We start from the raw sequence: 25338 nt of genomic DNA, 5'->3' as shown, positions 1-25338 counted from the left end.
GCTCTCGGGCAGGTTTTTTTATAACATAAATAGTATTAGTTGATTCGCTAATAATTCTGTAACTCATAGACGCGGTTATCTCTATTGATTGGCAAGAATTATTTCAGGAATACATTAACGCTGGCGGTACTGCCAGACTTGATGCGGGTACCAATCCGGTTCTTCATTCAGATCAGGGCTGGCAATACCGTCATTGATGGTACCAGTATCAGTTACGAGAGTTTGGCATCATCCAAAGTATGTCCCGCAAAGGCAACTGCCTTGATAATGCCTGTGCAGAATGTTTTTTCGGGACTTTAAAATCAGAAAGTTTTTACACCAGTAAATTTAAGGATATTGATGAACTTAAGATAGCTATTGAGGATTACATACGATACTACAATACCCGACGAATTAGCCTTAAATTTAACGGACTCAGCCCGGTTGAATAGCGCCTAAAGAGCTATCCAGGCAGAAATTAACAAGGTCTGTACAGGGATGCTATCAGGAAACCTGAACGTTGGTGGATACGGTCACGCAAATGTCTGCTATGAGCGAGGAACGGACGCCCTATTTCACAAAAATTAGTATTGTTCTACAAGTAACTCTCACAATGAGGTTTTATGAAAATCAGAAGGTTCAGTAATGGGGATGAAATATCGTTATTCAGAGTTTTTTTCTCATCTGTACATACGATCGCATCACACTACTACACACGTGAACAAATTGATGCTTGGGCCCCAGCAGATATCGACCTGGAGCGATGGGCCAATCACATTAAGGAATTACAACCTTTTGTTGTAGAGCTGGATGGTGAAATAGCTGGATATGCAGATGTTCAACCAAATGGATACATTGATCATTTCTTTGTATCAGGAACCTATTCAAGACAGGGGGTAGGGACACTACTGATGAATTGCATTCATGAGGAAGCCAGACAGCGTGGAATTAGTGAACTTACTTCAAATGTAAGTAAGGCTGCGGAAGTGTTCTTTCTACGACACGGCTTTCATATAGTGGAGCGAGGCTTTCCTATTTGCCGTGGAGTGACATTACAAAATGCTCTGATGAGGAAATGTTTGGCGAAATAATAGTCAGCCTGCAGAAAGGCAGCATTGTTCTTTTGCCTTGTTGAACTCAGTAAACCGCTACAATGAGCAATTTCCGCTTCTGGCACAAAGCGAACATCAGTATTCAAAAAATGAAAAACGACGACTTGATGTATACCGTTTGCTATACATGGTGGTTGTGCTATTCTTGTAAAGCAAATGCTATACAAGGGGTGTCTCATGAAATCAGATGTTCAACTTAACCTTAGAGCTAAGGAATCGCAGCGGGCGCTCATTGATGCAGCTGCGGAAATCCTTCACAAGTCACGTACAGATTTCATTCTGGAAACGGCCTGCCAGGCTGCCGAGAAAGTGATCCTTGACCGCCGTGTATTTAACTTTAACGATGAGCAATATGAGGAGTTCATCAATCTGCTTGATGCACCGGTCGCAGATGATCCCGTTATCGAAAAACTGCTGGCAAGGAAACCTCAGTGGGACGTGTAACAGCACCAGAACCTTTGTCCGCTTTTCATCAGGTAGCTGAGTTCGTCAGCGGTGAAGCTGTGCTCGATGACTGGTTGAAGCAAAAGGGCCTCAAAAACCAGGCTCTCGGAGCGGCCAGAACATTTGTGGTGTGCAAGAAAGACACGAAGCAAGTAGCCGGTTTTTACTCTCTGGCCACCGGTAGCGTCAACCATACAGAAGCGACAGGCAACCTTCGGCGTAACATGCCAGATCCCATCCCTGTCATTATACTTGCCCGTCTTGCTGTCGATCTCTCATTCCATGGAAAAGGGCTTGGTGCTGATTTACTTCATGATGCAGTGCTTCGTTGCTATCGGGTTGCCGAGAATATTGGTGTACGTGCAATCATGGTTCATGCACTTACCGAAGAAGCCAAAAATTTCTACATTCACCATGGTTTCAAATCATCACAAACTCAGCAGCGAACATTGTTCCTTAGGCTCCCTCAATAGAATGCAAAGACTGTTATGTTCAAATCGCTATAAGCGATAATTTGATAGAATGTCTAAGGTTAAATTCAGGAAGAATACGACGAACAAAATATTGATGAGACAGGAATCCGCGTGATGCAAGAAAGCAACGGAATGGATAATTCGATTGCGGACAATGTTATTTAGTTATAGCCAGAAACAAAAAAGAGCCCATGTATTAAATGGACTCTTTCGCTGATGCCTCGGTTAATCTGTCCAGGTTTTTGGGGTCAGTACAAAGTGAGCCCACCTCTGCCATTCTTGTGGCGTTATGCATTCTCAAGGCACTCTGTTAATTTTATCTTGTTGGCGTTTTATAGGCCCGATAACCCATTATGTTATCGGGCATTTTTTTAACGTAATGGTAATTCCGTCAGACAGGTCTGGCTGTCATCACTGGTGGCAATGGCATGTGACGCCGTTTTACCGTTGTAGCTTACTTCCAGCGTCCCTTCCATATTGCGCGGTAGCCAAACACCGATAAATCCGTTTCGATAGCTTTGCATCTCTTTTTGTACGATGACAGCGCCTTTACTGTCTGTCACTTTTACAGTGAACGGTTTATTCGGCATTTCTCCCTGACAGCCGGAAAGGCTGTGGTTAAAACAGGGGTGTGTCCGCCATTCATAGGGCGCAAAAGAGAGATAGAATTTGTCGCCTAACGGCAGCGTATAAATCTGCTCTCCGTCAGATAATTTGAGTTCGGTACTGGTAATCGACGCGGAGTAAGGCAAAGGACGGCTCTGCGGCGTCTGATCAATCGTATCCACGATCTGCTCAACCGTTTTTCCCGCCAGCCCATGTTGCGCCAGAAAAGCGGATTCTGAGGATGCCGCAAGCGCGGAGCCGCTGGCGCATAAACCCAAAAGTAATAACCATGATGATTTCGACATAACTTCAATTCCTTGTGAACAATCTCCCTGCCTACTATAGGGGTTCCCCTAAGGGAAAGGTCAAAGGGACGCAGGGTAAAGTAATGCAAAGTTATGCTGGGGGAGAGGGGGGAATTGGAATAAAAAAAATCCCCGCCATCAGGCAGGGATTCAAAATGCTGAGCTTTTTAAGCTTACAGGCTGGTTACGTTGCCAGCTGCCGGGCCCTTAGCGCCGCTTTCGATGGTGAAGGAAACTTTCTGACCTTCGTCCAGAGATTTGTAACCATCGTTCTGAATAGCGGAGAAGTGTACGAACACGTCTTTAGAACCGTCATCAGGAGTAATAAAGCCGAAGCCTTTATCAGCGTTGAACCATTTTACGATACCAGTCATTTTACCGGACATAGTGTATTACCTTTTAAAAAATAAGTGTGCCTTTCGGCGTTATGGCGTGCTTTACAGATTTTTTAAGCGTTAAGGAAATGCGCACTACGAGGGGTATCTAATGGATAACTCTTGAAGGGACTTGCCTTACTAAACTGCTTTAATGGTCTGTACGTCAAACCGTTGAGCACATTAACTCATGTAATGGCGGGCGATGCAACTTTTATTTTACTTTATTTCTCCAGGCCAGTAATCGGGCGGGGAAAACGGTCCTTACGCAGGACCGTTAAAAACAGAAAGGGGTAAAAATTACTCCATCAATTGCTTACTTAAGCGTGGGTTCGCCTGTATCAGGCGCATTAATTTAAGCTCTGCTGGCGTGGGTTTTTCGCGTTTCGATTCCCATTCCTGAACCATGGCAACCGTTACGCCCAGCGCTCTGGCGAATTCATCTGTTTTTAGTCCCGTTCCTCTCCGTAACTGTTCAAATTCGGTAAAAGGATTGGGTTTTTGCGTCAGGGTGATCTTTCGCGTTTCATCTTTAAAAACAATTTGTTCCAGGCTGCTCAGCAGCTCAAACATCGGATCTTTATATTCCATTGAGAACTCCTGTAAATCACACAGCGGGATCGTGAAATGCATCGAAGCCTCTTAAGAATAGTCGGGAAACTTGCGGGTGGGGGGCGACGCGCCGCCAGGAAGCGCTATCGATTCGTTTCGATGCCTTACGCTACGCGACTTTTAGGACGCTAACAATTTGATCCAGGAAGGTATATCCGTCTTTCAGAAAATAATTGTAAAGATTAAAAAAATATTACACTCCCCGCTGGAAAGCTTTCTTGCCGCGTTTTTTATCGCAGTGTCAGGTCAAAAATTAACAATAAAATAACAAATTAAGCATTGATGCAGATAAACATAATTTTCCGCTACAAGATCGCGTGGAAAGGGTATCCTGCAAGCCTGACCTGGACTATCCTTGTAAGCCGTCAGGCACGCAGGTGTCGTTGTGCGCATTTTTGGGTGAAAGGAGTATTAACAATGGCGACAGGTAAGTCCTGCTCTCGCTGGTTTGCGCCTGTTGTGGCGTTATTAATGGTGTTTAGCCTGAGCGGGTGTTTTGATAAAGAAGGCGATCAGCGCAAAGCGTTTGTCGATTTCCTGCAGAATACAGCAATGCGTAGCGGAGAGCGTTTACCAACGCTGACGGCCGATCAGAAAAAACAGTTTGGTCCGTTCGTGTCTGATTACGCGATACTGTATGGCTACTCGCAGCAGGTAAACCAGGCGATGGATTCCGGTCTGCGCCCGGTGGTCGATAGCGTTAACGCCATCCGCGTTCCGCAGGATTATATGACGCAACGCGAGCCGCTGCGGCAGGCAAATGGTTCGTTAGGCGTGCTGGCGCAACAGTTGCAGAATGCAAAACTGCAGGCTGATGCCGCGCATGGCGCGTTAAAGCAGGCCGATGACCTGAAACCTGTGTTTGATCAGGTCTACAAAAAAGTAGTCACCGTGCCGGCAGATGCTTTGCAGCCGCTGATCCCGGCGGCGCAGATCTTTACGCAGCAGTTGGTACAAGTGGGCGATTATATTGCGCAACAGGGCGAGCAGGTGAGCTTTGTCGCGAACGGCATTCAGTTCCCGACCTCACAGCAGGCCAGCCAATATAATGCGTTGATTGGGCCGTTGGCCTCGCAGCATCAGGCGTTTAATCAGGCCTGGACGGCGGCGGTAAACGCGACCCAGTAATGACAGTCTGCCCGATAAGCGCAAGCCAGCGCTTATCGGGCCTGTAGCGTTATCCCGCCGCTTGCGGATTGACGCAGTTCTTCTCTATTTTTCCCTGCAGCGCATCAATCAAATTATCCACCGCACAGGCCATCATGTTGTAGCGCGTCTCATGCGTTGCCGAGCCAATATGCGGCACCGCGACGACATTAGACATGTTCAGCAGGGGCGAATCCACAGATAGCGGTTCCTGTTCAAAGACATCTAGACCTGCCGCATATATTTCACCGTTTTGCAGCGCGGCAATCAGCGCGTTTTCATCGACCACCGGGCCGCGTCCGGCATTAATAAAAATGGCGGACGATTTCATTCTGGCAAACTGTGTTGCGCCAAACAGATGTCGCGTTTCTGCCGTTAGCGGCAGGATCACGCAGACAAAATCAGCCTCCTGCAACAACGTATCCAGATCGCAGTAGCGGGCGTTAAACCGGTCTTCCGCCTCCTGATGCCGCCGACGGGCGTGATAGAGAACCGGCATGGTAAACCCAAAGTGCGCTCGCTGCGCCAGCGCCATCCCGATACGCCCCATCCCAACGATACCGAGCGTTTTGTGATGGACATCGACGCCAAACCACGCCGGGCCAATGCTTTCTGTCCATTCACCCGCCTTAACCCGTTCTGCGACGTCCACCACGCGGCGGGCAGTGGCCAGCATCAATGCCATCACCGTATCGGCAACGGTTTCCGTCAAAACGGCAGGCGTGTGCATCAGGACTATTTTGCGGGCAGTAAGGGCGTCCACCTCGACATTATCGTATCCCACCGAGATGGTTGACGCCGCGCGTAGCGCCGGCATTTTTTCCAGCAGCGCGCGGTTAACGGTTTCGCTGGCGCCCAGAAGGCCTTGCGCGCTGGCAAATGCCTGCGCGTGTTGCGCTACCGTTTCCGGATGCAGGTTCGGTACCTGGGTGACGGTAAAATGCGCCTCCAGGCGATGCAGCAAATCATCAGGCAGGGTTTTGTAGAGAATGATGGACGGCTTCATGCGACTCTCCGTAAATCAAAAGGTAAGCGCGGCATGCGCCAACCGGAACAGGCTTATTATTAACCCGCTTAGCAATAATCGACCAGCCGATTTTCCCGTTGTCGGCAGCCGTATCGTGGTAAATGGTGAATGAATACCGAATAATGCGAGGTGTATCCGGTCTGGCGAGGGAATAATGCAGGCCGGGTAAAGCATGCCGCCTTACCCGGTACGGTAGTTTACTGCAATGGACTCAAGGTAATTTCGACGCGGCGGTTTTGCGCTTTACCTTCTGCCGTACTGTTGCTGGCGATCGGGTTCGCCGGACCCATTCCGCTGGTACGGATACGGCTGGCGTCAACGCCCTGGGTGATCAGCGAACTGGCGACGGAGTCAGCACGCTGTTGCGACAGACGCATATTCAGATCGTGGCTACCGGTGCTGTCGGTGTAGCCCACCACATTGACGGCGGTCTTGGGATACTCTTTCAGCACCATCGCCACGCCGGTCAGCGTGTTAGCGCCTGCCGGTTTCAGCGTCGCGCTGCTGCTGTCGAAGGTGACATTATTCGGCATATTCAGAATGATATTATCGCCGCTTCGCGTCACGCTAACGCCTGTGCCCCGCATTTTGTCACGCAGTTTCGCTTCCTGTACGTCCATGTAGTAACCCACGCCGCCGCCCAGCGCCGCGCCAGCCGCCGCGCCAATCAGCGCGCCTTTACCGCGATCTTTTTTGGAGGAGGAGAGTGCGCCGATGCCTGCGCCGACCAGCGATCCAATACCCGCGCCAATGCCGGATTTACCTGCTTCGCGTTCGCCGGTGTAAGGGTTTGTTGTGCAGCCAGATACTGCCAGGGCGCCGCTCACGATGGCAGCAATCACAAATACACGTTTTTTCATCTTAAATCCTTATCACTTTTTTATTTTTACCACAGCGACCGTGGCGGTTGATTATGACGTCTGCACATGAAGAAAATTCCAGGGAAAACTCTGAAATTTGTAAGTAACATTGATCGGCAAAATAAATAATCCCAATAATTCAGGAGCGAACATTGACCCACGCACCATCGCGTCACTCGGTATTGACCGCCGCACACTGGGGGCCAGTCCGCGTTGAAACCGACGGAGAACGCATTTTTGCCTCGTATGGCGAACTCCCGACGGCACACCAAAACTCCCTGCAAACCGTTGTGCATGACCAGGTGCACAGTAAAACGCGGGTTCGCTTCCCGATGGTGCGTAAAGGGTTCCTGGCTTCTCCCGATAAGCCGCAAGGCATACGCGGGCAGGATGAGTTTGTTCGCGTAAGTTGGGATGACGCGCTGGATCTGATCCACGCTCAGCACAAACGTATTCGCGAAAGTTATGGGCCATCGTCCATCTTCGCCGGCTCCTACGGTTGGCGTTCGAACGGCGTATTGCATAAAGCGGCTACACTATTGCAGCGTTACATGGCGCTGGCGGGAGGGTATACCGGCCATCTTGGCGATTATTCCACCGGCGCGGCGCAGGCTATCATGCCTTATGTGGTGGGTGGCAACGAGGTTTACCAGCAGCAGACTAGCTGGCCGGTGGTGCTGGAACACAGCGAGGTGGTGGTGCTCTGGAGCGCGAACCCGCTGAATACTCTGAAAATTGCCTGGAATGCCTCGGATGAACAGGGGCTCGACTATTTTGCGGCGTTGCGACAAAGCGGCAAGCGCCTGATCTGCATCGATCCGATGCGATCGGAAAGCGTCGACTTTTTTGGCGATAAGATGGAGTGGATCGCCCCGCATATGGGCACCGATGTGGCGTTAATGTTGGGGATCGCCCATACGCTGGTGGAAAACGGTTGGCAGGATGAAGCGTTCCTTGCCCGCTGCACAACGGGTTATGACCGCTTCGCCGACTATCTTTTGGGCACGACCGACGGTACGGCCAAAACAGCGGAATGGGCGGCGGAAATTTGCGGCGTTTCTGCGGTGAAAATCCGCGAACTGGCAGAAATATTTCATCATAACACCACCATGTTGATGGCTGGCTGGGGAATGCAGCGTCAGCAGTTCGGCGAGCAAAAGCACTGGATGATCGTTACGCTGGCCGCAATGCTGGGGCAAATTGGTACGCCTGGCGGCGGGTTTGGTTTTTCTTATCATTTTGCTAACGGCGGAAACCCGACGCGCCGCGCCGCCGTGTTAGCCTCGATGCAGGGAAGCATCCCTGGCGGGGTCGATGCGGTAGATAAAATACCGGTGGCGCGTATTGTCGAGGCGCTGGAAAACCCCGGTGGGTTTTACCAACACAATGGGATGGATCGCCGCTTCCCGGATATTCGTTTTATCTGGTGGGCGGGCGGCGCGAACTTTACCCATCATCAGGATACCAACCGTCTGATTCGCGCGTGGCAAAAACCGGAACTGGTCGTTATCTCGGAATGTTTCTGGACGGCCGCCGCGAAACACGCGGATATTGTTCTGCCTGCGACCACTAGCTATGAGCGTAACGATTTAACCATGACCGGCGACTATAGCAATCAGCATTTGGCGCCGATGAAGCAGGTCGTGTCGCCCCGGTGGGAGGCGCGGAATGATTTTGACGTTTTTGCTGAACTGAGCGAACGGTGGGAAGCCGGCGGTTACGCTCGGTTCACCGAAGGAAAAAGCGAGCTGGCGTGGCTGGAGACTTTCTACAATATTGCCGCCCAGCGTGGCGCCAGCCAGGGGGTGACGCTGCCGCCGTTTGCCGCATTCTGGCAGGCTAACCGTTTACTGGAGATGCCGGAAAATCCCGCCAACGCGCAGTTTGTGCGCTTCGCGGATTTTCGCCGCGATCCTGATAACCATCCGCTAAAAACGGCCAGCGGCAAAATCGAAATCTATTCTGCGCGCATTGCCAGCTATGGTTATGCGGATTGTCCCGGTCATCCGATGTGGCTGGCGCCGGATGAGTGGCACGGGAACGCCGATGCGGGGCAGGTTCAGCTACTTTCCGCGCATCCGGCGCACCGTCTGCATAGCCAGCTTAACTACAGTTCGTTACGGGAGCGGTATGCGGTGGCCGGACGCGAACCGGTGACGATTCATCCGCAGGATGCGACAACGCGCGGAATCGTCGATGGCGATACGGTACGCGTCTGGAATCATCGCGGGCAGGTTCTGGCGGGCGCGGTCGTTACCGACGGAATTCGGCCTGGCGTGATCTGTATTCACGAAGGCGCATGGCCGGACCCTGAACCTACCGCAGGCGGCATATGCAAAAACGGTGCGGTAAACGTCCTGACAAAAGATCTTCCCAGTTCCCGGCTGGGGAACGGTTGTGCGGGCAACACCGCGCTGGTCTGGTTTGAGAAATATACCGGCCCGGCGCTACCGCTTACGGCGTTTGATCCGCCTGCCAACTCATAATCCAGGTGGGGTGGGCGGTATCCTCCTGCCAGGCGCTATCTTCAATACGAAAACCAAGCGCATGGTAGAAGTTTACGGCGGATTGATTTTTCTGGTAAACCTCAAGGCTCAGCAGAGGAAAACGTTGCTGGACATATTCCAGAAGCGCTTTGCCAATGCCGTGTCTTAACGCGTCGGGGGCGACAAACAGCGCCCCGACAAAACGGGCTTCCAGTACGCTGACGAAGCCTTTCAGTTGTCCATTTTCCTCCCATACCCAGGTTTGCGCGGCGGGTAAATAGACGTCGCGTACAATTGCTTCGCTCTCGTGCCAGTAACGTTCTTCGATAAAGGGATGGGCATAAATGGTACTTTTCATCCACAGCGCCAGAATAGACGCCATGTCTTCACTCTGGGATTTGCGAATCATGTTTTTCTCCCGGATGGCAAAAACAGCCGGTAATATGGTCATTGACCAGTCCGCACGCCTGCATAAAGGAGTAACAGATAGTCGTACCGACAAACTTGAAACCGCGTTTTTTCAATGCCTTAGCAAGCGCATCGGACGCAGGTGTTGAGGTAGGGATCTCATCCAGGCTGGCCGCCTGGGTGATCTGCGGCTGGCCATCAACGAATGACCAGACAAAATCGGCGAAAGACTCGCCGTTTTGCTCCATCGCAAGCCAGGCGCGGGCGTTACTGATAATGGCCTGAATTTTACCGCGATGTCGTATGATGCCCGTGTTCTGCAGCAGGTGTTCGACATCCTCCTCCTGCATAGCTGCGATGCGTACCGGATCAAACTGATGAAAACAGGCGCGGTAGTTCTCCCTCTTTTTAAGCACGGTGATCCAGGATAAACCGGCCTGTTGACCTTCAAGACAGATCATTTCAAACAGCTTTCTGCTGTCAGTTTCCGGTACGCCCCACTCGTTATCATGATAGGCAATATAAAGGGGGTCCTGGCTGACCCAGTCGCAACGCTGCATAGACTTCCTCGTTATTGTGGTTACCGCGAAAATTTCCTTCAACCCGCCTTGACGGGCCCGCTAAAAGGACAATAGTTAATACAGGGCTGATGCCCGACATCCTTCATTCAATGACAATAATATCGCCGAATTCGGCTCTACTCTGGAGTCGCGTTGATGATTGTAAGAAAACGCCGTGGTCGCCGGACATTGCGTTGTCTGGCGGGCCTTATGGCCTGCTCGTTTTTTATCAATACCACATATGCCTGGCAACAAGAATATATCGCTGAAGCGGCTCCGGGGCATACGACGGAACGCTATACCTGGGACAGCGATCACCAACCGAATTACAACGACATACTGGCCGAACGTATTCAGTCTACGCAAAATACGGTGGGGCCGGTGCTTAGCCTGGCGGATGAAACCCCGCTTGATGCGACCAGCGGTATCAGTATGGGCTGGAATTTTCCGCTTTCCCGACGCGTGACCACTGGGCCGGTCGCGGCGCTGCATTACGACGGTTCGACGTCATCAATGTATAACGAATATGGCGATAGCGCGACGACATTAGCGTTTACCGATCCGTTATGGCACGCCAGCGTCAGTACGTTAGGCTGGCGGGTAAACTCGCAGTTCGGCGATGTCCGTCCCTGGGCGCAAATCAGCTATAACCAACAGTTTGGGGAGAATATCTGGAAAGCGCAGTCCGGGTTGAGTCGTATGACCGCAGGAAATCAGGCGGGAAACTGGCTGGATGTCACCGTAGGCGCGGACGTGTTACTTAACCCGCACCTGGCGGCGTATGCGGCGTTTTCCCAGGCGGAAAATAGCGCTACGGATAGCGATTATTTGTATACCTTGGGGGTGAGCGCCAGGTTTTAACTTAAAAATTATAATCGAAACGCAGTGATAACAGCTCTTGTGGCGGAAGTAGGGTGCTAACCTTCTGCGTTATCTTTGCGCTGTTAATTATCTCGCTGGCACTTTCCACCACTATTCGCCAGCCGCAGCGGGAGGGGGTTAGCGAAGCGTCTGCGTAACACATGCAACACCAAGCGTACAGCGCACCCATTTGGTGCCCTTTTTTTTATTTAGCACAAATACCTAATCAATTGTAGTTAAAAAAACGTCTAATAAATAAGGAAGACATTTAACTTATTTATGAATAGGAAGAAATAATATATTAATTATATTAATTTATTCTTAATAAAAAATTACATTTATGTACATTCCATTTGTAATATATTGATTTCTATTCTTTTTAAGATTAACTAACAATTATTTTTATATATACTAATTATAGTATCCAATACCCACCTCTATACACTCCATTTCCTCACAGAATGCAGATAATCCTAAGGATGCGTTCTGTTATCTACCGTCATAAATGGAGTTTTTAATGAAAAAGGTTGTTTTTGCTCTGTCTGCTCTCGCTGTAGTTTCCACTTCTGCTTTCGCTGCTGAATCTGGTGACGGCACCATTAAATTCACCGGTGAAATCGTTGACGCGCCATGCGTCGTTTCTACTGACTCCCAGAACCAGGAAGTTGTGCTGGGTCAGGTTAAGAAAAATATCTTCAAAGCCATTGGCGACAAGTCTTCTTCTAAGCCTTTCCAGATCAAACTGGAAGACTGTGACATCACCTCTAATACCAAAGTTAACGTAAGCTTCAATGGCGTTGGTGATACAGACGATGCGACACTGGTTTCTGTTAACACTGAAGCAGGTGCGGCAACTGGCGTGGGCATCGGTATCTACGACAACGCTAACAAGCTTGTTGAAATGAACACCGGTAAATCCACCACTACGTTGGCTGCTGGTCAGACCGTGCTGTACTACACCGCTAACTACGTTGCAACAAAAGATACTGTAACCACTGGTTACGGTAACGCAGAAGTGGACTTCAACCTGTCCTACGAATAATCGAATTTTCGTTAATACAGACAATCATAATGGCAACGGAAATCCCGTTGCCATTTTTTCCAGCGGAGGCTCAGGAAGAGAATCATGAACCGCTCACGTTTGATATCTTGCACAGCACTGGTGCTGGCGTTGATTGCTCAAAACAGTTTTGCCGGAGGCGTGGCATTAAGCAGCACGCGTGTTATTTATGACGGTAGTAGAAAGGAAGCTTCTCTTACGGTAAATAATAAAAGCACCACGGATGAATTTCTCATTCAGTCATGGATTGATGATGCTAACGGTAATAAAAAGACGCCCTTTATCATCACTCCACCGTTATTTAAATTAAGCCCGACTAAAAATAACGTTTTACGTATTGTTAATACGACGAACACGTTACCGCAGGATCGCGAGTCCGTTTATTGGATTAACGTAAAAGCTATTCCTGCCAAAAGTGAAGACGCGGAAGCTAAAAACGTACTGCAGATCGCCGTACGTACCCGCTTAAAACTGTTCTATCGCCCGGCGGGCCTGAAAGGCAATAGCATGGACGGCTGGAACAAACTGCAGTTCACCAGCGCAGGGGCTAACCAGATCAAAGTGGAAAACCCATCTGCCTTTAACCTGACGTTTAATAAATTTTATGCCAACGGCCGTGATATTGAAAAAACGGGAATGGTTCCGGCAAAAGGCTCATTGAATATTGAACTGCCAGCCGGCACCGGCAAGGTAAGCGAAGTTAAATACAACATTATTAATGACTTTGGCACTGCTGGCGACATGTTGACACAGCGCGTTAACTAACACGTTTTAAAGGATTATTACTATGACATGGACGCATCTTCCTCTGGGCAATAAGACCTCGCGTTTCACGCAGTCTGCGCTTGCGCTGATGATAGCGGGTACGCTCCCCGCGTATGCGGGAACATTTAACCCGCGCTTTCTGGAGGATGTGCCGGGTATTGATCAGCACGTTGACCTTTCAATGTATGAATCCAATAAAGCTGAACACCTGCCAGGTAAATACCGCGTCTCGGTGGTGGTCAACGAAAAAAAAATGGAGTCTCGCACCCTGGAGTTTAAGGCAGCGACAGAGGCGCAGCGCGCAAAAATGGGTGAATCCCTGGTGCCGTGCTTAAGCCGCGTGCAGCTTGAAGATATGGGCGTGCGTATTGATAGCTTCCCGGCGCTGAAAATGGCCCCGCCTGAAGCCTGTGTTGCTTTTGACGACATTATTCCCCAGGCCGCCAGCCATTTCGACTTTGCAGACCAGACCCTGATCATGAGCTTCCCGCAGGCTGCGATGAAGCAGACAGCGCGCGGTACGGTGCCAGAATCGCAGTGGGACGAAGGGGTGAATGCCCTGCTGGTGGATTATAACTTTTCCGGCAGCAACGCCAGCTATGACGCACACGACAGTGAAACCAGCTACAACAGCGACAGCTACTATCTGAATCTGCGCAGCGGTATGAACCTGGGGGCATGGCGGTTACGTAACTATAGCACCTGGACGCGAAACGACGGTAACAACACATGGGATAACATTGGCACATCCTTAAGCCGTGCCATTGTACCGCTGAAATCACAGCTGACGTTGGGGGATACCTCCACTGCCGGTGATATTTTTGACAGCGTTCAGATGCGCGGTGTGCAGTTAACTTCCGACGAAGAGATGCTGCCTGACAGCCAGCGCGGGTTTGCGCCCGTCATCCGGGGTATTGCCAAAAGTAACGCCGAAGTTACCGTTGAGCAGAACAACTACGTTATTTACCGTACGTTTGTTCAGCCGGGTGCGTTTGAAATTAACGACCTGTATCCAACCTCAAACAGCGGCGACCTGACGGTCACCATTAAAGAATCGGACGGCAGTGAGCAGAAGTTCGTTCAGCCGTTCTCCTCGGTGGCGCTCCTCCAGCGTGAAGGCCATCTCAAATACAGCCTTTCCGCCGGGGAATACCGTGCCGGGAACTATAACAGCGCCGAGCCGAAATTCGGGCAGCTTGATGCCATGTACGGCCTGCCGTATGGCTTTACCGTTTACGGTGGTGCGATCTTCTCTGACGACTATTACTCGCTGGCGGGAGGATTAGGTAAAAACTTCGGTTATATCGGCGCGATCTCCATCGATGTAACCCAGGCAAAAAGCAAGCTGGCAAATGAGGAGAATTCGGAAGGTCAGTCTTATCGTTTCCTCTACTCCAAGAGCTTTAACAGCGGTACAGATTTCCGTCTGCTGGGTTACAAGTATTCGACCAGCGGCTATTACACCTTCCAGGAAGCGACGGATGTGCGCAGCGATGCGGACAGCTCTTATAGCCAGTACCACAAACGTAGTCAGATTCAGGGCAACGTGACGCAGCAACTGGGCGCCTGGGGCTCGGTCTATTTTAACGTCACGCAGCAGGACTACTGGAACGATGAAGGTAAACAGCGTTCGCTGAATGCCGGTTATAACGGCCGTATTGGCCGCGTGAACTACAGCGTTGCTTACACCTGGACGAAAAGCCCGGAGTGGGATGAGAGCGATCGTTTACTGTCATTCTCCATGTCGATTCCACTGGGACGCGTGTGGAGTAACTACCACCTCACGACCGATCAGCATGGCCGAACCAACCAGCAGTTAGGGGTGAGCGGCACCGCGCTGGAAGACCACAACCTGAACTATAGTGTGCAGGAAGGCTACGGCAGCAACGGCGTGGGTAACAGCGGCAGCGTGAACCTGGATTACCAGGGCGGCGTGGGTAGCGCCAGCCTGGGTTACAACTACAACCGTGACGGCCAGCAGGTGAACTACGGTTTGCGCGGCGGTGTGATAGCCCATAGCGAAGGTATCACTCTTTCTCAACCGCTGGGTGAATCCATGGCCATTATCTCCGCGCCGGGCGCGCGCGGCGCGCACGTGATCAACAACGGTGGTGTGGAAGTGGACTGGATGGGTAATGCGGTCGTACCTTACCTTACTCCGTACCGTGAAACGGAAGTCTCACTGCGAAGCGACAGCCTGAACAACCAGGTTGACCTGGATACCGCCTCCGTCAACGTAGTGCCGACACGCGGCGCGATTGTTCGTGCCCGCTTCGATACCCGAGTGGGCTATCGTGTGCTGATGAATCTGACGCAGGCCAATGGCAAAGCGGTGCCGTTTGGTGCTACCGCCACGCTGCTGGATACCACAAAAGAGTCCAGCAGCATTGTGGGTGAAGACGGTCAGCTTTATATCAGCGGGATGCCGGAGAAAGGTGCCCTTCAGGTGAACTGGGGTAAAGACCAGGCACAGCAATGCCGCGTGGCGTTTACGCTGCCGGAACAACAGGATAATACCGGCGTGGTGATGGCGAATGCCGTCTGCCGGTAACAGGGAAGGAAACGATTATGTTGAAAAAGTTGATAATGTTTACGGGCCTGTTGGGCGGGTCGGTGCTGTTTTCGGGGCAGGCGCTGGCAGCGGCAGATTTTGGACCATGTACTCCTGAAGGTGGAACACATATCTTCAGTGCCACCATAAATAAAACAGTTTCAGATACGTCAAAGAACACAACGGGTGCGACCTTCGTAGATTTCGATAGCTGGAATTTAGGTGGAACCTATGCGATGTCCTGTGAATGCCCTGATGATACCTCTCTTATAAATGACACCTTATTTAAGGCTGTGGTTCCTCTGGCCTTTGTTACGAATATAGAGAGTCGCTCCTATTACCAGATCAATAATAATATTGCCATTGCGAGCGATGTACTGATTTCGGGGGGACGAGGAGAATACGTTAACACACCGTTTGAGAATGTAGGTAACCTGACAAACAACCGCTCTCAGTGTTCGCAAAATGCAAGTAGTAAAGATGCAATATGGACATCCGGTGGCAAAGGTCACTTATCGCTCTATATTCTCCATCCGTTTGTGGGTGAAAGTATTATACCTAGCACCAAAATAATGGACCTTTTTGTGACAAAGAAACCCAGTGTATATGGCAGTATACCTGCGTCGTCTGTATATATCAGTGGTTCAATTACGGTACCTCAGGGCTGTGAACTCTCCAGCGGCAGCACGCTGGAAATTCCGTTTGGGGAATTTAAGGCCACTGATTTTAAAGATCGCAAAGGACAAGTTGCAAAGAACGCCACGAAATTCACCAAAGAGCTGCAGTTTAAATGCACCAATATTTCCGATGGCGTAAAGATCTTCCTGCGTATTGAGGGAATGCCAAACGCTAATGATTCGAATGCCATCGACATGGGCAACCCGGATATCGGTGCCGTCATTGAGGGCGCTAACGGTAAAATTTTGGTGCCAAATGACGCCAGTGTTAATCAGGAGCTGAGCGTATCGGGTCTTGTTGACGACACGCACCGTACCGCCTCAACGACCATTTCGGCTTACCCTATCAGTACCACCGGCAAATTGCCGGCCGCCGGGGATTTCGAGGGAATTGCCACCATGCGTATTGATGTGGAGTAAGCAGGATGAAAAACCTTCATGCTTTGATGCCAGCGTGTTTACTGCTTACCGCTTCCGCGATGGCGGCACCGTCGAATATCGGTTCTGCTGGTGATATCCACTTTACCATTACTATTAAGGCGGCTACCTGTGAACTGGAAAACGACAGTATCGACGTCAATATGGAGACCGTGGTGCTTCAGCGCCCGGTAAAAGTGGGTAAAGAGCTGAACCAGAAAAACTTTAGCATCGGCTTAAAAGATTGCGCGTATGCCACAAAGGCCAGCGTTACGATGGACGGTTCTCCGGACCCGACTGACCCCTCGCTTTTTGCCCTGGATAGCGGCGGCGCGACGGGCGTGGCGTTAAAAATTAAAACATCTGGTGGGGAGCAACAATACCCCTCCAGTACCGACTCTACGCCTGTCGAACACACTGTCTGGTTTGATGGTACGAACAAGCTGAACTATATCGCCAGCTATGTGCCTGTTAAGCCGGATGCCACCGTTGGCACAGCGAATGCGACGGTGAATTTTAGCGTCACATACGAATAATCACTGAGGGCCAGTTCGCTGGCCCTTTTCCATTTTTAGTGATTTTTTGTAAAAATCTTCTCCGATCACACTCTCCGTTGCCACTTTCCCCTCTGCTTGTGGTCTACTTAACCGTGCTTGTAGACTTTCTTACATCTGCGTTAGCCGCATATTTACCTGTTTGATTAAAGAATCGTTGTACAGGTCGTTTTTATCCCGATTCCCAGGGTTTGTTTGCATGAGATACATTAAATCGATGACGCAACAGAAACTTAGTTTCTTGCTTGCGCTCTATATCGGTCTGTTTATGAATTGCGCCGTGTTTTACCGCCGTTTCGGCAGTTATGCACAAGAATTTACCATTTGGAAAGGCCTCTCCGCAGTTGTCGAACTGGGCGCCACGGTGCTGGTCACTTTCTTCTTACTTCGTCTTCTTTCACTGTTTGGCCGACGCGTCTGGCGTGTGCTGGCCACGCTGGTGGTGCTGTTTTCCGCTGGCGCCAGTTATTACATGACCTTCCTGAACGTGGTGATTGGCTACGGCATTATTGCGTCTGTTATGACCACCGATATCGATCTCTCGAAAGAGGTGGTGGGGCTGCACTTTGTATTGTGGCTGATTGCCGTGAGCGTGCTTCCGCTCATCTTTATCTGGAGTAACCACTGTCGCTACACGTTGTTGCGCCAGCTACGTACGCCGGGGCAGCGTTTTCGCAGCGCCGCTGTAGTGGTACTCGCAGGCGTAATGGTGTGGGCGCCTATTCGCCTGCTGGATATACAGCAAAAAAAGGTTGAACGGGCGACAGGCATCGACTTACCCAGCTATGGCGGCGTGGTGGCGAACTCCTACCTGCCCTCAAACTGGTTATCTGCGTTAGGGCTGTATGCCTGGGCGCAGGTAGATGAGTCGTCGGACAATAATTCGTTAATAAACCCGGCCAGGAAATTTACCTATGTTGCGCCGAAAGATGGGGATGACACCTACGTCGTTTTCATTATCGGTGAGACGACCCGTTGGGATCACATGGGGATTTTCGGCTACGAGCGTAATACCACGCCGAAGCTGGCGCAGGAAAAAAATCTGGCGGCGTTCCGCGGCTATTCCTGCGATACCGCGACGAAGCTTTCTTTACGCTGTATGTTTGTACGGGAAGGCGGGGCGGATAATAACCCGCAGCGTACCTTAAAAGAGCAGAATGTTTTTGCCGTACTCAAACAGCTCGGATTCAGTTCCGATCTGTACGCCATGCAGAGCGAGATGTGGTTCTATAGCAATACCATGGCGGATAATATCTCTTACCGCGAGCAGATTGGCGCCGAGCCGCGTAACCGCGGTAAAACGGTGGATGACATGCTGTTGATTGATGAGATGCAGAACTCGCTTGCCCAGAATCCGGAGGGTAAGCATCTGATTATCCTGCATACCAAGGGATCGCATTTTAACTATACGCAGCGTTATCCGCGCAGCTACGCTCAGTGGAAGCCCGAATGTATTGGGGTCGATAGCGGCTGCACGAAAGCGCAGATGATCAACTCTTACGATAACTCCGTGACCTATGTGGATCACTTTATTACCAGTGTGTTCGATCAGCTACGTGATAAAAAAGCGATTGTGTTCTACGCGGCTGACCACGGCGAGTCGATTAACGAACGCGAACATTTGCACGGTACGCCGCGCAATATGGCGCCGCCGGAGCAATTCCGTGTTCCGATGCTGGTATGGATGTCGGATAAATATCTTGCCAGTCCGCAACATGCGCAGATGTTCGCTCACCTGAAACAGCAGGCGGAGATCAAAGTGCCGCGTCGTCATGTGGAGCTATACGATACGATAATGGGCTGCCTGGGGTATACATCGCCGAATGGCGGCATTAACCAGAACAACAACTGGTGCCATATTCCCGATGTGCAGAAAGTCGCCGCGAAGTAGGTTGTCTGCCGACTTTCTCGCCGATTGAATTGTATTTTGCGACTAAGGGATTGACGGGCGTGCGCCTGAGCAGTAAGATGCGCCCGCATTCGGTGATTGGCGCAGCCTGGTAGCGCACTTCGTTCGGGACGAAGGGGTCGGAGGTTCGAATCCTCTATCACCGACCAAATTCAGAAACCCTGCTCAATGAGCAGGGTTTTTTTGTATCTGAAGTCTGACGAGGATGAGAACCTCCGGGGGCAAGAGGTTCGACTCGAGCGAAGCGAGAGAACGTTGCGTCAGCAACGGCCCGCAGGGCGAGCCACGTAGTGGCGAGTCATCCTCTATCACCGGCAGGTTGACGCTCTCACCACCAGTTCAGGCATGATCCCGTCGCTGTAGCTGATCTTCTCACCCGACAAAACGGCAAACAGGAGCGTGATTGCCTGTCGCGCCACCTCATCAAGATGCATGTTCACAGCCGTCAGCGGCGGCAGCGATTCGCGCGCGCGGATACCATCATAGCGGGTGACCACGCGCATCCGCTCCGGGATAGCGACTGCCTGTTCCTGGAAAGCGCGTACCGCGCCGCTGGCAAAGGTATCGATCAGCACCAGCACGCCGTCAACGTCGGGATGCGCCTGTAATAGCTGCTGCGCGGCCTGGTAGCCGGCATTTTCACCCTCGCTTTCATTGAGAGAGTAGACGACGGGGGCCTGGCGCCCCGCGCACCAGCGCTGGTAAGCCGCTTCGCTCTCCAGAACTGATGTTCGCCGAGTGTTACCGACAAATAACGCACATTTGCTGGCGCCGGAGGTCTCCAGATGCGTTAGCAGAAGCTGTGCTGTTGCCGCCGAGTGCAGCTCAACCCACGGCACAGGCGTGTCGGTCCCCGGCGTGCGGCCAATGGTGACGCAGGGAATGCCCGCTTGCGCCAGCGCCTGGAGCTGCGGGTCGTTCTCCGCCGGCTCAATCAGGATCGCCGCGTCAAAGCTGACGGCATCCAGTGGATTTGCCCCCGGCGGCACCAGAATCAGCGCATGCTGCTTTTCCAGCGCCATCATCGCGGACGTTAACGCCACCTCCATCATAAATCCCAGTCGTGATGCGCCGGAGGCAATCGCCAGCGGCACCGAAGAGAGCAAAGCAATGGTATTGGTTTTGCCGGTTCGTAACTGGCGAGCGCGAATATTCGGCGTGTAGTTGAGCGCAGCAATGGCCTCTTCAATACGCCGTCGCGTCTGCGGCTCGACAAAGCGAGTGTTGTGCAATGCATTGGATACTGTCCCTGGCGACACGCCTGCATGGCGGGCAACATCAATCAACTTTGCGCGTTTTTTATTTTGAACAGCCATCTGCTTCCTGACCTGCGAAAATTTGCGCACAGGGTAGCATATTTACCAGACGGTAACGTTTGCTTTTTTTCAGTGAGGATCGTAAAAAACCCTTCATTAAAACGTTTTAATGGGGTATTTTGGCGCAAATTTATTCCTCAGGAGGCGATGTGGCACACTTAACTCAGGATTCGACTTTCACCCTTGGACGCCGTCTGGCGGGCCTTATCTACGCTGATAAGGCGAAGAGCTTTGGCGGCTATACGCTTTTTGCGCCGCAAACCGCCGAAGGGCGGGTTTACCTGGTGGACGAGCAGGGCGAAGTCGCGCATCAGTGGCAGCTTCCGGTTCGCGCCGGGCGTGATGCGGTGCTGCTGCCGAACGGTAATCTGGGTTATAACGGCAGCCACCGCACTTCAGCGAACCTCTATCCGGCGTGGGATCTCTGGCACGGCGGCGACTTCTACGAAGTGACGCCGGATAACGAAATCGTCTGGCATTACGAAGATATTTACCATCACCATGATGCGCAATGGTTGGCGAACGGTAATCTGCTGTATACCGCCGCGTCGCCGTTGCCTGCCGATATCGCCGCCCGTGTTACCGGCGGCGACCCGCGCCGCGATGCGCCGGACGGCATCATTCAGAGCGACGTCGTCAAAGAGGTCAATCGCGACGGTGAAGTGGTCTGGGAATGGCGCGCCTGGGAGCATTTGAATCCGGAAGATTTCCCGATTCATGATATTTTCGACCGCCGCCACTGGCCGATGATTAACGGCCTGTCCGTCACCCGTGATGGCTTGGTGCTGATGAGCCTGCGTACCACTTCCGGCGTCATTGCCGTGGATAAAGAGAGCGGGAAGGTTATCTGGCATGCAGGGCCGGAAGTCGTAGCGCAGCAGCACACGCCGGTTGAGATGGAGAACGGGTCGATTCTGGTTTTCGATAACGGCAACCTGCGTCCCGGCGTCACCTCGCCGCATTCCACGGTGCTGGAGTTCGATCCGCAGACCAAAGCGATTACCTGGCAGTATCGCGATATCTTCCCGCCGGCGTTTTTCTCGCCGTATATGGGGAGCGCGCAGCGGCTGGCGAACGGCAACACCTTTATCTGTGAATCGGCGTTTGGCCGCCTGTTTGAAGTCACCCCGGAAGGCGAAACGGTATGGGAATATATCATTCCGTTCTTTAATGAATATCCGGAGCACCTCAGTAAAGGCATTATTCCTGGAAAACAGAACAGCGCCTTCCGTGCGCATCGCTATGCCGCTGATGCCATTAGTTGGTTGAAATAATACAGACCGCCAGCCCGCGCTGGCGGTTATTTTTTTGATGTTTTATGGGAGTTAATCATGCCGCAACCTGGCCTTACTACGCCGGATAACGATGCATTACCCTGGCAAACCACCTTACTTTTGGCGCTTCAGCATGTGCTGGTCGTTGCCGCCACCCCCATTACCTCCGTCTTTCTGATCGCCAAAGCGCTCCACTTTACCGATACGGTGACCGCCTCGGTACTTAGCGCGACCTTTCTGATGTGCGGTCTGGGCGCTATTTTGCAAAGCCTGGGTGTGAAAGGGGTGGGCGCGCGTTTGCCGTTTATTATGGTACCGGGGGGCGCGCCGATTGCGATTTTCGTTGCGATCGCTTTACAGACCAATATCCAGACCGCGATTGGCGCCGTAATTCTGACCTCGCTGTTCTACTTTATCGCGTTGCCGATTTTCCGCCGCTGCCTGCACCATTTTCCCCCTTTTATCATTGGCATCATGCTGCTAATGGTGTCGATTAACCTTATTCGCCTGTACGGCGGATTGATCATTGGCCAGCCAGGGAGCGCCGACTTCGCTCATCCAACCAGTATCATTTTATCGCTGGGGACTATCCTGATAACGCTGATTTTCGCGCTGGCGTTTAGCGGTATTTTGCGCCAGCTGGCGGTGATGTTCGGCCTTTTAGCGGGAACGTTGCTGGGAATGGCGCTGGGCAGCACCGATTTTAGCGGTGTGAGTCACGGGCCGCTGTTTAGTTTCCCACAGCTTTTGCCGTTCGGCTGGCCGATTTTTGATCTCTCCGCCTCGCTGCCGTTACTGATTTACGCGGTCATCTCTATGGCTGAAGCAACCGGGCAAACGATTGCGACCGCGGAAATAGTCAATTCCACGCAAAATGTGCAGCAGGCGATTCCACGCACCATTCGTGGTGATGCGGTAATGTCGCTGCTGGGGGGGATTTTTGGCACCTCCTTAATTATCACCTCCGGCGAAAATATTGGGGTGGTACGCACCACTAATGTGAAATCGCGTTTCGTGACTGCGGCTGCCGGAGGATTGTTAATCCTGATTGCCATATTCGCGCCGCTGGTACGTCTGGCGACCTGTCTGCCAGGTTCGGTGGTGTGCGGTACGGCGGTGATTGTCTTCAGCATTATCGGGGTTATCGGTATTGATATGATTGCGCGTGAGCCACTGCATACGCCGGGTAAAACCTACGCGCTGGCGATGGGGCTGGCCATGGGAATGCTACCTATACTGGTACCCGGCCTGTATCAGAATTTCCCGGCGGGCGTACAGATGGTCTTTGGCAACGGCATGGCAGCGGGGACGTTGACGGCGATTCTGGTGAACTCGTTGTTTAACTGGAGCGAAAAGCGCACGCAGGCCAGGGTCAAAAGTTAGTTTTTGTGATCGCGGTAGGCCGCACGACGGCCTACTTATTTACAATTTTGTGACATATTCGATGGTGTTTTTCAACGTCCGTATAACTCTTTTTTGCACACGGCTTATGGATAACCTCAGCATTTTCGCCTGTGCGTTTTAGCGTTAGTGGTATTAATCGCTCAGATAATCAACATATCGAAAGAAATTTTTCAATTAATGTCTAATTGTTAATCACTAACTGTTGCAAAATATTAAGTGAATAACTCTGCCTTTCTGGCCATAGCACAAATTTCCCTGCTGAAAATACCCTTCTGAACTTTTTTTAATCTTTGTTTGTTAATTCTCACCGTTGTTGTAAAAGCTGGTTACCTGTATTGACGTTTTGACATTCTATTGACAGATTGTAGGGAATGAGGGGCATTTTATGGAGAATCCGCACTGCAACTCAGTCGATTATGCGAACGGAATCCCCACCTCTCACTACTGACCTGACCAGGTAAAAAACAAAAAAGGCCGGGCGGTAAAAGCCTTTGCAAAGGGCAAAACAACATACATCACAATTGGAGCAGAAGAATGAGTATTTCCTTGAAGAAGTCAGGGATGCTGAAGCTTGGTTTGAGCCTGGTGGCCATGACCGTTGCAGCAAGCGTGCAGGCCAAAACCCTGGTTTATTGTTCAGAAGGCTCGCCGGAAGGCTTTAACCCACAGCTCTTTACGTCTGGCACCACCTATGATGCCAGCTCCGTACCTATCTATAACCGTCTGGTTGAATTCAAAACCGGCACCACGGAAGTGATCCCGGGTCTTGCTGAGAAGTGGGATATCAGCGAAGACGGTAAAACCTATACGTTCCACCTACGTAAAGGGGTGAAATGGCAATCCAGCAAGGATTTCAAACCCACGCGCGAGCTGAACGCCGATGATGTCGTGTTCTCTTTTGACCGGCAGAAAAACGAGCAGAACCCGTACCATAAAGTGTCTGGCGGCAGCTATGAATACTTTGAAGGCATGGGGCTGCCGGATCTGATTAGCGAAGTGAAGAAGGTCGACGATCACACGGTGCAGTTTGTGCTGACGCGTCCGGAAGCGCCGTTCCTTGCCGATTTAGCCATGGACTTTGCCTCTATTCTTTCCAAAGAATATGCTGACAACATGCTGAAAGCCGGTACGCCGGAAAAAGTGGATCTGAACCCGGTCGGCACTGGCCCGTTCCAACTGGTGCAATATCAGAAAGACTCCCGCATTCTCTACAAAGCCTTTGACGGCTACTGGGGCACGAAGCCGCAGATTGACCGTCTGGTCTTCTCCATCACGCCTGACGCCTCTGTGCGTTACGCCAAACTGCAGAAGAACGAATGTCAGGTGATGCCGTATCCGAACCCGGCGGATATTGCGCGCATGAAAGAAGATAAAAACATCAACCTGATGGAGCAGGCCGGTCTGAACGTGGGTTATCTCTCCTATAACGTGCAGAAAAAACCGCTGGATGATGTCAAAGTTCGCCAGGCGTTGACCTATGCCGTGAATAAAGAGGCCATCATCAAAGCCGTTTATCAGGGCGCGGGCGTTGCGGCGAAAAACCTGATCCCGCCGACAATGTGGGGCTACAACGACGATATTAAAGACTATGGCTACGATCCGGAAAAAGCGAAGGCGCTGCTGAAAGAAGCCGGTCTGGAAAAAGGCTTCACCATCGATCTGTGGGCGATGCCGGTACAGCGTCCCTATAACCCGAATGCGCGTCGTATGGCGGAAATGATCCAGGCGGATTGGGCGAAGATTGGCGTTCAGGCCAAAATTGTCACCTATGAATGGGGCGAATACCTCAAGCGCGCTAAAGATGGCGAGCACCAGACGGTGATGATGGGCTGGACCGGCGATAATGGCGATCCGGATAACTTCTTCGCCACGCTGTTCAGCTGCGATGCCGCCCAGCAAGGCTCCAACTATTCAAAATGGTGTTATAAGCCGTTTGAAGACCTGATTCAGCCTGCGCGTGCGACCGATGACCACAACAAGCGTATTGAGCTCTATAAACAGGCCCAGGTTGTGATGCATGACCAGGCGCCAGCGCTGATCATCGCTCACTCCACGGTTTATGAGCCAGTGCGTAAAGAAGTTAAAGGCTATGTGGTTGATCCATTAGGCAAACATCACTTCGAAAACGTCTCTGTCGAATAATTAAAAGAGCGCTGCG

23 protein-coding genes, 1 tRNA gene, 1 pseudogene and 23 other annotated features are annotated in these 25338 nt (G+C 51.5%); of the genes and pseudogenes, 17 read left to right on the top strand and 8 right to left on the bottom strand.

Annotation, left to right across the window (positions count from 1 at the left end; genetic code table 11):
* The first annotated feature begins 125 nt into the window (after nt 1–125).
* The 4 genes and pseudogenes from STM3654 to STM3651 all read left to right on the top strand — a co-directional run bounded on the left by STM3654 (nt 126) and on the right by STM3651 (nt 2008).
* Nucleotides 126–461, top strand: a pseudogene (locus tag STM3654) (pseudogene; in-frame stop following codon 23).
* A 133-nt stretch (nt 462–594) separates the two neighbouring features.
* Nucleotides 595–600: a ribosome-binding site (putative RBS for STM3653; RegulonDB:STMS1H003636), on the top strand.
* Nucleotides 595–1070, top strand: a protein-coding gene (locus tag STM3653; protein NP_462554.1) for a putative acetyltransferase. Within the gene, nt 603–1070 belong to an annotated coding region; the region does not span the whole gene. (Overlaps the previous feature by 6 nt.)
* Nucleotides 1071–1247: 177 nt before the next feature.
* Nucleotides 1248–1535, top strand: coding sequence for a putative cytoplasmic protein (locus tag STM3652; RefSeq protein NP_462553.1), 288 nt, complete (start codon nt 1248–1250; stop codon nt 1533–1535).
* Nucleotides 1516–1521: a ribosome-binding site (putative RBS for STM3651; RegulonDB:STMS1H003635), on the top strand. (Overlaps the previous gene by 6 nt.)
* Nucleotides 1516–2008, top strand: a protein-coding gene (locus STM3651; protein ID NP_462552.1) for a putative acetyltransferase. Within the gene, nt 1523–2008 belong to an annotated coding region; the region does not span the whole gene. Before STM3652 ends, STM3651 begins: the two co-directional genes overlap by 20 nt.
* Before the next feature lie 371 nt (nt 2009–2379).
* Here STM3651 and STM3650 read toward each other — a convergent pair.
* The 3 genes from STM3650 to yiaG all read right to left on the bottom strand — a co-directional run bounded on the left by STM3650 (nt 2380) and on the right by yiaG (nt 3896).
* Nucleotides 2380–2926, bottom strand: a protein-coding gene (locus STM3650; RefSeq protein NP_462551.1) for a putative periplasmic or exported protein. Within the gene, nt 2380–2919 belong to an annotated coding region; the region does not span the whole gene.
* Nucleotides 2921–2926, bottom strand: a ribosome-binding site (putative RBS for STM3650; RegulonDB:STMS1H003634). (Overlaps the previous gene by 6 nt.)
* Before the next feature lie 166 nt (nt 2927–3092).
* The gene (cspA, locus tag STM3649) for a major cold shock protein 7.4 (protein NP_462550.1) occupies nt 3093–3318 on the bottom strand. Within the gene, nt 3093–3305 belong to an annotated coding region; the region does not span the whole gene.
* Nucleotides 3313–3318 (bottom strand) — a ribosome-binding site (putative RBS for cspA; RegulonDB:STMS1H003633). (Overlaps the previous gene by 6 nt.)
* Before the next feature lie 275 nt (nt 3319–3593).
* Nucleotides 3594–3896, bottom strand: a protein-coding gene (gene yiaG, locus STM3648) for a putative transcriptional regulator (protein ID NP_462549.1). Within the gene, nt 3594–3884 belong to an annotated coding region; the region does not span the whole gene.
* Nucleotides 3891–3896: a ribosome-binding site (putative RBS for yiaG; RegulonDB:STMS1H003632), on the bottom strand. It overlaps the preceding gene by 6 nt.
* 412 nt (nt 3897–4308) lie before the next feature.
* Nucleotides 4309–4314: a ribosome-binding site (putative RBS for yiaF; RegulonDB:STMS1H003631), on the top strand.
* Here yiaG and yiaF point away from each other — a divergent pair.
* Nucleotides 4309–5033 (top strand): putative outer membrane lipoprotein gene (gene yiaF / locus STM3647; RefSeq protein ID NP_462548.1). Within the gene, nt 4323–5033 belong to an annotated coding region; the region does not span the whole gene. It overlaps the preceding feature by 6 nt.
* Nucleotides 5034–5082: 49 nt before the next feature.
* Here yiaF and yiaE read toward each other — a convergent pair.
* Together yiaE and yiaD are read right to left on the bottom strand one after the other, a co-directional pair.
* Nucleotides 5083–6069 (bottom strand): 2-keto-D-gluconate reductase gene (gene yiaE / locus STM3646; protein ID NP_462547.1). Within the gene, nt 5083–6057 belong to an annotated coding region; the region does not span the whole gene.
* Nucleotides 6064–6069, bottom strand: a ribosome-binding site (putative RBS for yiaE; RegulonDB:STMS1H003630). (Overlaps the previous gene by 6 nt.)
* A gap of 206 nt (nt 6070–6275) precedes the next feature.
* Nucleotides 6276–6949, bottom strand: a protein-coding gene (gene yiaD, locus STM3645; RefSeq protein NP_462546.1) for a putative outer membrane lipoprotein. Within the gene, nt 6276–6938 belong to an annotated coding region; the region does not span the whole gene.
* Nucleotides 6944–6949, bottom strand: a ribosome-binding site (putative RBS for yiaD; RegulonDB:STMS1H003629). It overlaps the preceding gene by 6 nt.
* Before the next feature lie 129 nt (nt 6950–7078).
* Nucleotides 7079–7084, top strand: a ribosome-binding site (putative RBS for bisC; RegulonDB:STMS1H003628).
* Between yiaD and bisC the strand changes: the two genes are divergently transcribed.
* Nucleotides 7079–9424, top strand: a protein-coding gene (gene bisC, locus STM3644; RefSeq protein NP_462545.1) for a biotin sulfoxide reductase. Within the gene, nt 7091–9424 belong to an annotated coding region; the region does not span the whole gene. Its footprint overlaps the feature before it by 6 nt.
* On the opposite strand, the gene yiaC is transcribed toward bisC, so the two are convergent.
* Both yiaC and tag read right to left on the bottom strand, forming a co-directional pair.
* The gene (gene yiaC / locus STM3643) for a putative acetyltransferase (protein NP_462544.1) occupies nt 9393–9846 on the bottom strand. Within the gene, nt 9393–9833 belong to an annotated coding region; the region does not span the whole gene. The genes bisC and yiaC overlap by 32 nt on opposite strands.
* Nucleotides 9811–10402, bottom strand: a protein-coding gene (gene tag, locus STM3642) for a constitutive 3-methyl-adenine DNA glycosylase I (protein NP_462543.1). Within the gene, nt 9811–10392 belong to an annotated coding region; the region does not span the whole gene. Before tag ends, yiaC begins: the two co-directional genes overlap by 36 nt.
* Nucleotides 9841–9846, bottom strand: a ribosome-binding site (putative RBS for yiaC; RegulonDB:STMS1H003627). It overlaps the preceding gene by 6 nt.
* Nucleotides 10397–10402, bottom strand: a ribosome-binding site (putative RBS for tag; RegulonDB:STMS1H003626). Its footprint lies within the gene tag.
* A gap of 132 nt (nt 10403–10534) precedes the next feature.
* Nucleotides 10535–10540: a ribosome-binding site (putative RBS for yhjY; RegulonDB:STMS1H003625), on the top strand.
* Here tag and yhjY point away from each other — a divergent pair.
* The 8 genes from yhjY to proK all read left to right on the top strand — a co-directional run bounded on the left by yhjY (nt 10535) and on the right by proK (nt 19332).
* Nucleotides 10535–11253 (top strand): putative lipase gene (yhjY, locus tag STM3641; RefSeq protein ID NP_462542.1). Within the gene, nt 10549–11253 belong to an annotated coding region; the region does not span the whole gene. Its footprint overlaps the feature before it by 6 nt.
* Before the next feature lie 505 nt (nt 11254–11758).
* Nucleotides 11759–12295, top strand: coding sequence for a long polar fimbria (gene lpfA, locus STM3640; RefSeq protein ID NP_462541.1), 537 nt, complete (start codon nt 11759–11761; stop codon nt 12293–12295).
* A gap of 71 nt (nt 12296–12366) precedes the next feature.
* Nucleotides 12367–12372 (top strand) — a ribosome-binding site (putative RBS for lpfB; RegulonDB:STMS1H003624).
* Nucleotides 12367–13078 (top strand): long polar fimbrial chaperone gene (gene lpfB, locus STM3639; RefSeq protein ID NP_462540.1). Within the gene, nt 12380–13078 belong to an annotated coding region; the region does not span the whole gene. Its footprint overlaps the feature before it by 6 nt.
* A 9-nt stretch (nt 13079–13087) precedes the next feature.
* Nucleotides 13088–13093, top strand: a ribosome-binding site (putative RBS for lpfC; RegulonDB:STMS1H003623).
* The gene (gene lpfC / locus STM3638; protein ID NP_462539.1) for a long polar fimbrial outer membrane usher protein occupies nt 13088–15629 on the top strand. Within the gene, nt 13101–15629 belong to an annotated coding region; the region does not span the whole gene. Its footprint overlaps the feature before it by 6 nt.
* A gap of 10 nt (nt 15630–15639) precedes the next feature.
* Nucleotides 15640–15645: a ribosome-binding site (putative RBS for lpfD; RegulonDB:STMS1H003622), on the top strand.
* The gene (gene lpfD / locus STM3637; RefSeq protein NP_462538.1) for a long polar fimbrial operon protein occupies nt 15640–16726 on the top strand. Within the gene, nt 15647–16726 belong to an annotated coding region; the region does not span the whole gene. It overlaps the preceding feature by 6 nt.
* Nucleotides 16725–16730, top strand: a ribosome-binding site (putative RBS for lpfE; RegulonDB:STMS1H003621). Its footprint overlaps the gene before it by 2 nt.
* Nucleotides 16725–17259 (top strand): long polar fimbrial minor protein gene (gene lpfE / locus STM3636; RefSeq protein NP_462537.1). Within the gene, nt 16732–17259 belong to an annotated coding region; the region does not span the whole gene. It overlaps the preceding feature by 6 nt. Before lpfD ends, lpfE begins: the two co-directional genes overlap by 2 nt.
* A 203-nt stretch (nt 17260–17462) precedes the next feature.
* Nucleotides 17463–17468 (top strand) — a ribosome-binding site (putative RBS for yhjW; RegulonDB:STMS1H003620).
* Nucleotides 17463–19168 (top strand): putative membrane-associated metal-dependent hydrolase gene (yhjW, locus tag STM3635; protein NP_462536.1). Within the gene, nt 17477–19168 belong to an annotated coding region; the region does not span the whole gene. (Overlaps the previous feature by 6 nt.)
* A 90-nt stretch (nt 19169–19258) precedes the next feature.
* Nucleotides 19259–19332, top strand: a tRNA-Pro gene (gene proK, locus STM3634).
* 162 nt (nt 19333–19494) lie between these two features.
* On the opposite strand, the gene STM3633 is transcribed toward proK, so the two are convergent.
* Nucleotides 19495–20510 (bottom strand): putative bacterial regulatory protein gene (locus tag STM3633; protein NP_462535.1). Within the gene, nt 19495–20502 belong to an annotated coding region; the region does not span the whole gene.
* Nucleotides 20505–20510: a ribosome-binding site (putative RBS for STM3633; RegulonDB:STMS1H003618), on the bottom strand. (Overlaps the previous gene by 6 nt.)
* Before the next feature lie 133 nt (nt 20511–20643).
* Nucleotides 20644–20649: a ribosome-binding site (putative RBS for STM3632; RegulonDB:STMS1H003617), on the top strand.
* On the opposite strand from STM3633, the gene STM3632 reads away from it, so the two are divergent.
* The 3 genes from STM3632 (at nt 20644) to dppA (ending at nt 25322) form a co-directional block, all read left to right on the top strand.
* The gene (locus STM3632) for a putative PQQ enzyme repeat protein (RefSeq protein NP_462534.1) occupies nt 20644–21776 on the top strand. Within the gene, nt 20652–21776 belong to an annotated coding region; the region does not span the whole gene. (Overlaps the previous feature by 6 nt.)
* A 53-nt stretch (nt 21777–21829) precedes the next feature.
* Nucleotides 21830–21835: a ribosome-binding site (putative RBS for STM3631; RegulonDB:STMS1H003616), on the top strand.
* Nucleotides 21830–23159, top strand: a protein-coding gene (locus STM3631) for a putative xanthine permease (RefSeq protein ID NP_462533.1). Within the gene, nt 21834–23159 belong to an annotated coding region; the region does not span the whole gene. (Overlaps the previous feature by 6 nt.)
* A 373-nt stretch (nt 23160–23532) precedes the next feature.
* Nucleotides 23533–23541: a -35 signal (putative -35_signal for dppA; RegulonDB:STMLTH004607), on the top strand.
* Nucleotides 23533–25322 (top strand): dipeptide transport protein gene (gene dppA / locus STM3630; protein ID NP_462532.1). Within the gene, nt 23715–25322 belong to an annotated coding region; the region does not span the whole gene. It overlaps the preceding feature by 9 nt.
* Nucleotides 23550–23558, top strand: a -10 signal (putative -10_signal for dppA; RegulonDB:STMLTH004607). (Overlaps the previous gene by 9 nt.)
* Nucleotides 23702–23707 (top strand) — a ribosome-binding site (putative RBS for dppA; RegulonDB:STMS1H003615).
* Nucleotides 25323–25338: the final 16 nt, after the last annotated feature.

It is taken from the genome of Salmonella enterica subsp. enterica serovar Typhimurium str. LT2 (assembly GCF_000006945.2).
GTDB lineage: Bacteria > Pseudomonadota > Gammaproteobacteria > Enterobacterales > Enterobacteriaceae > Salmonella > Salmonella enterica.
This window is presented reverse-complemented; position numbering and strand designations above follow the sequence as displayed.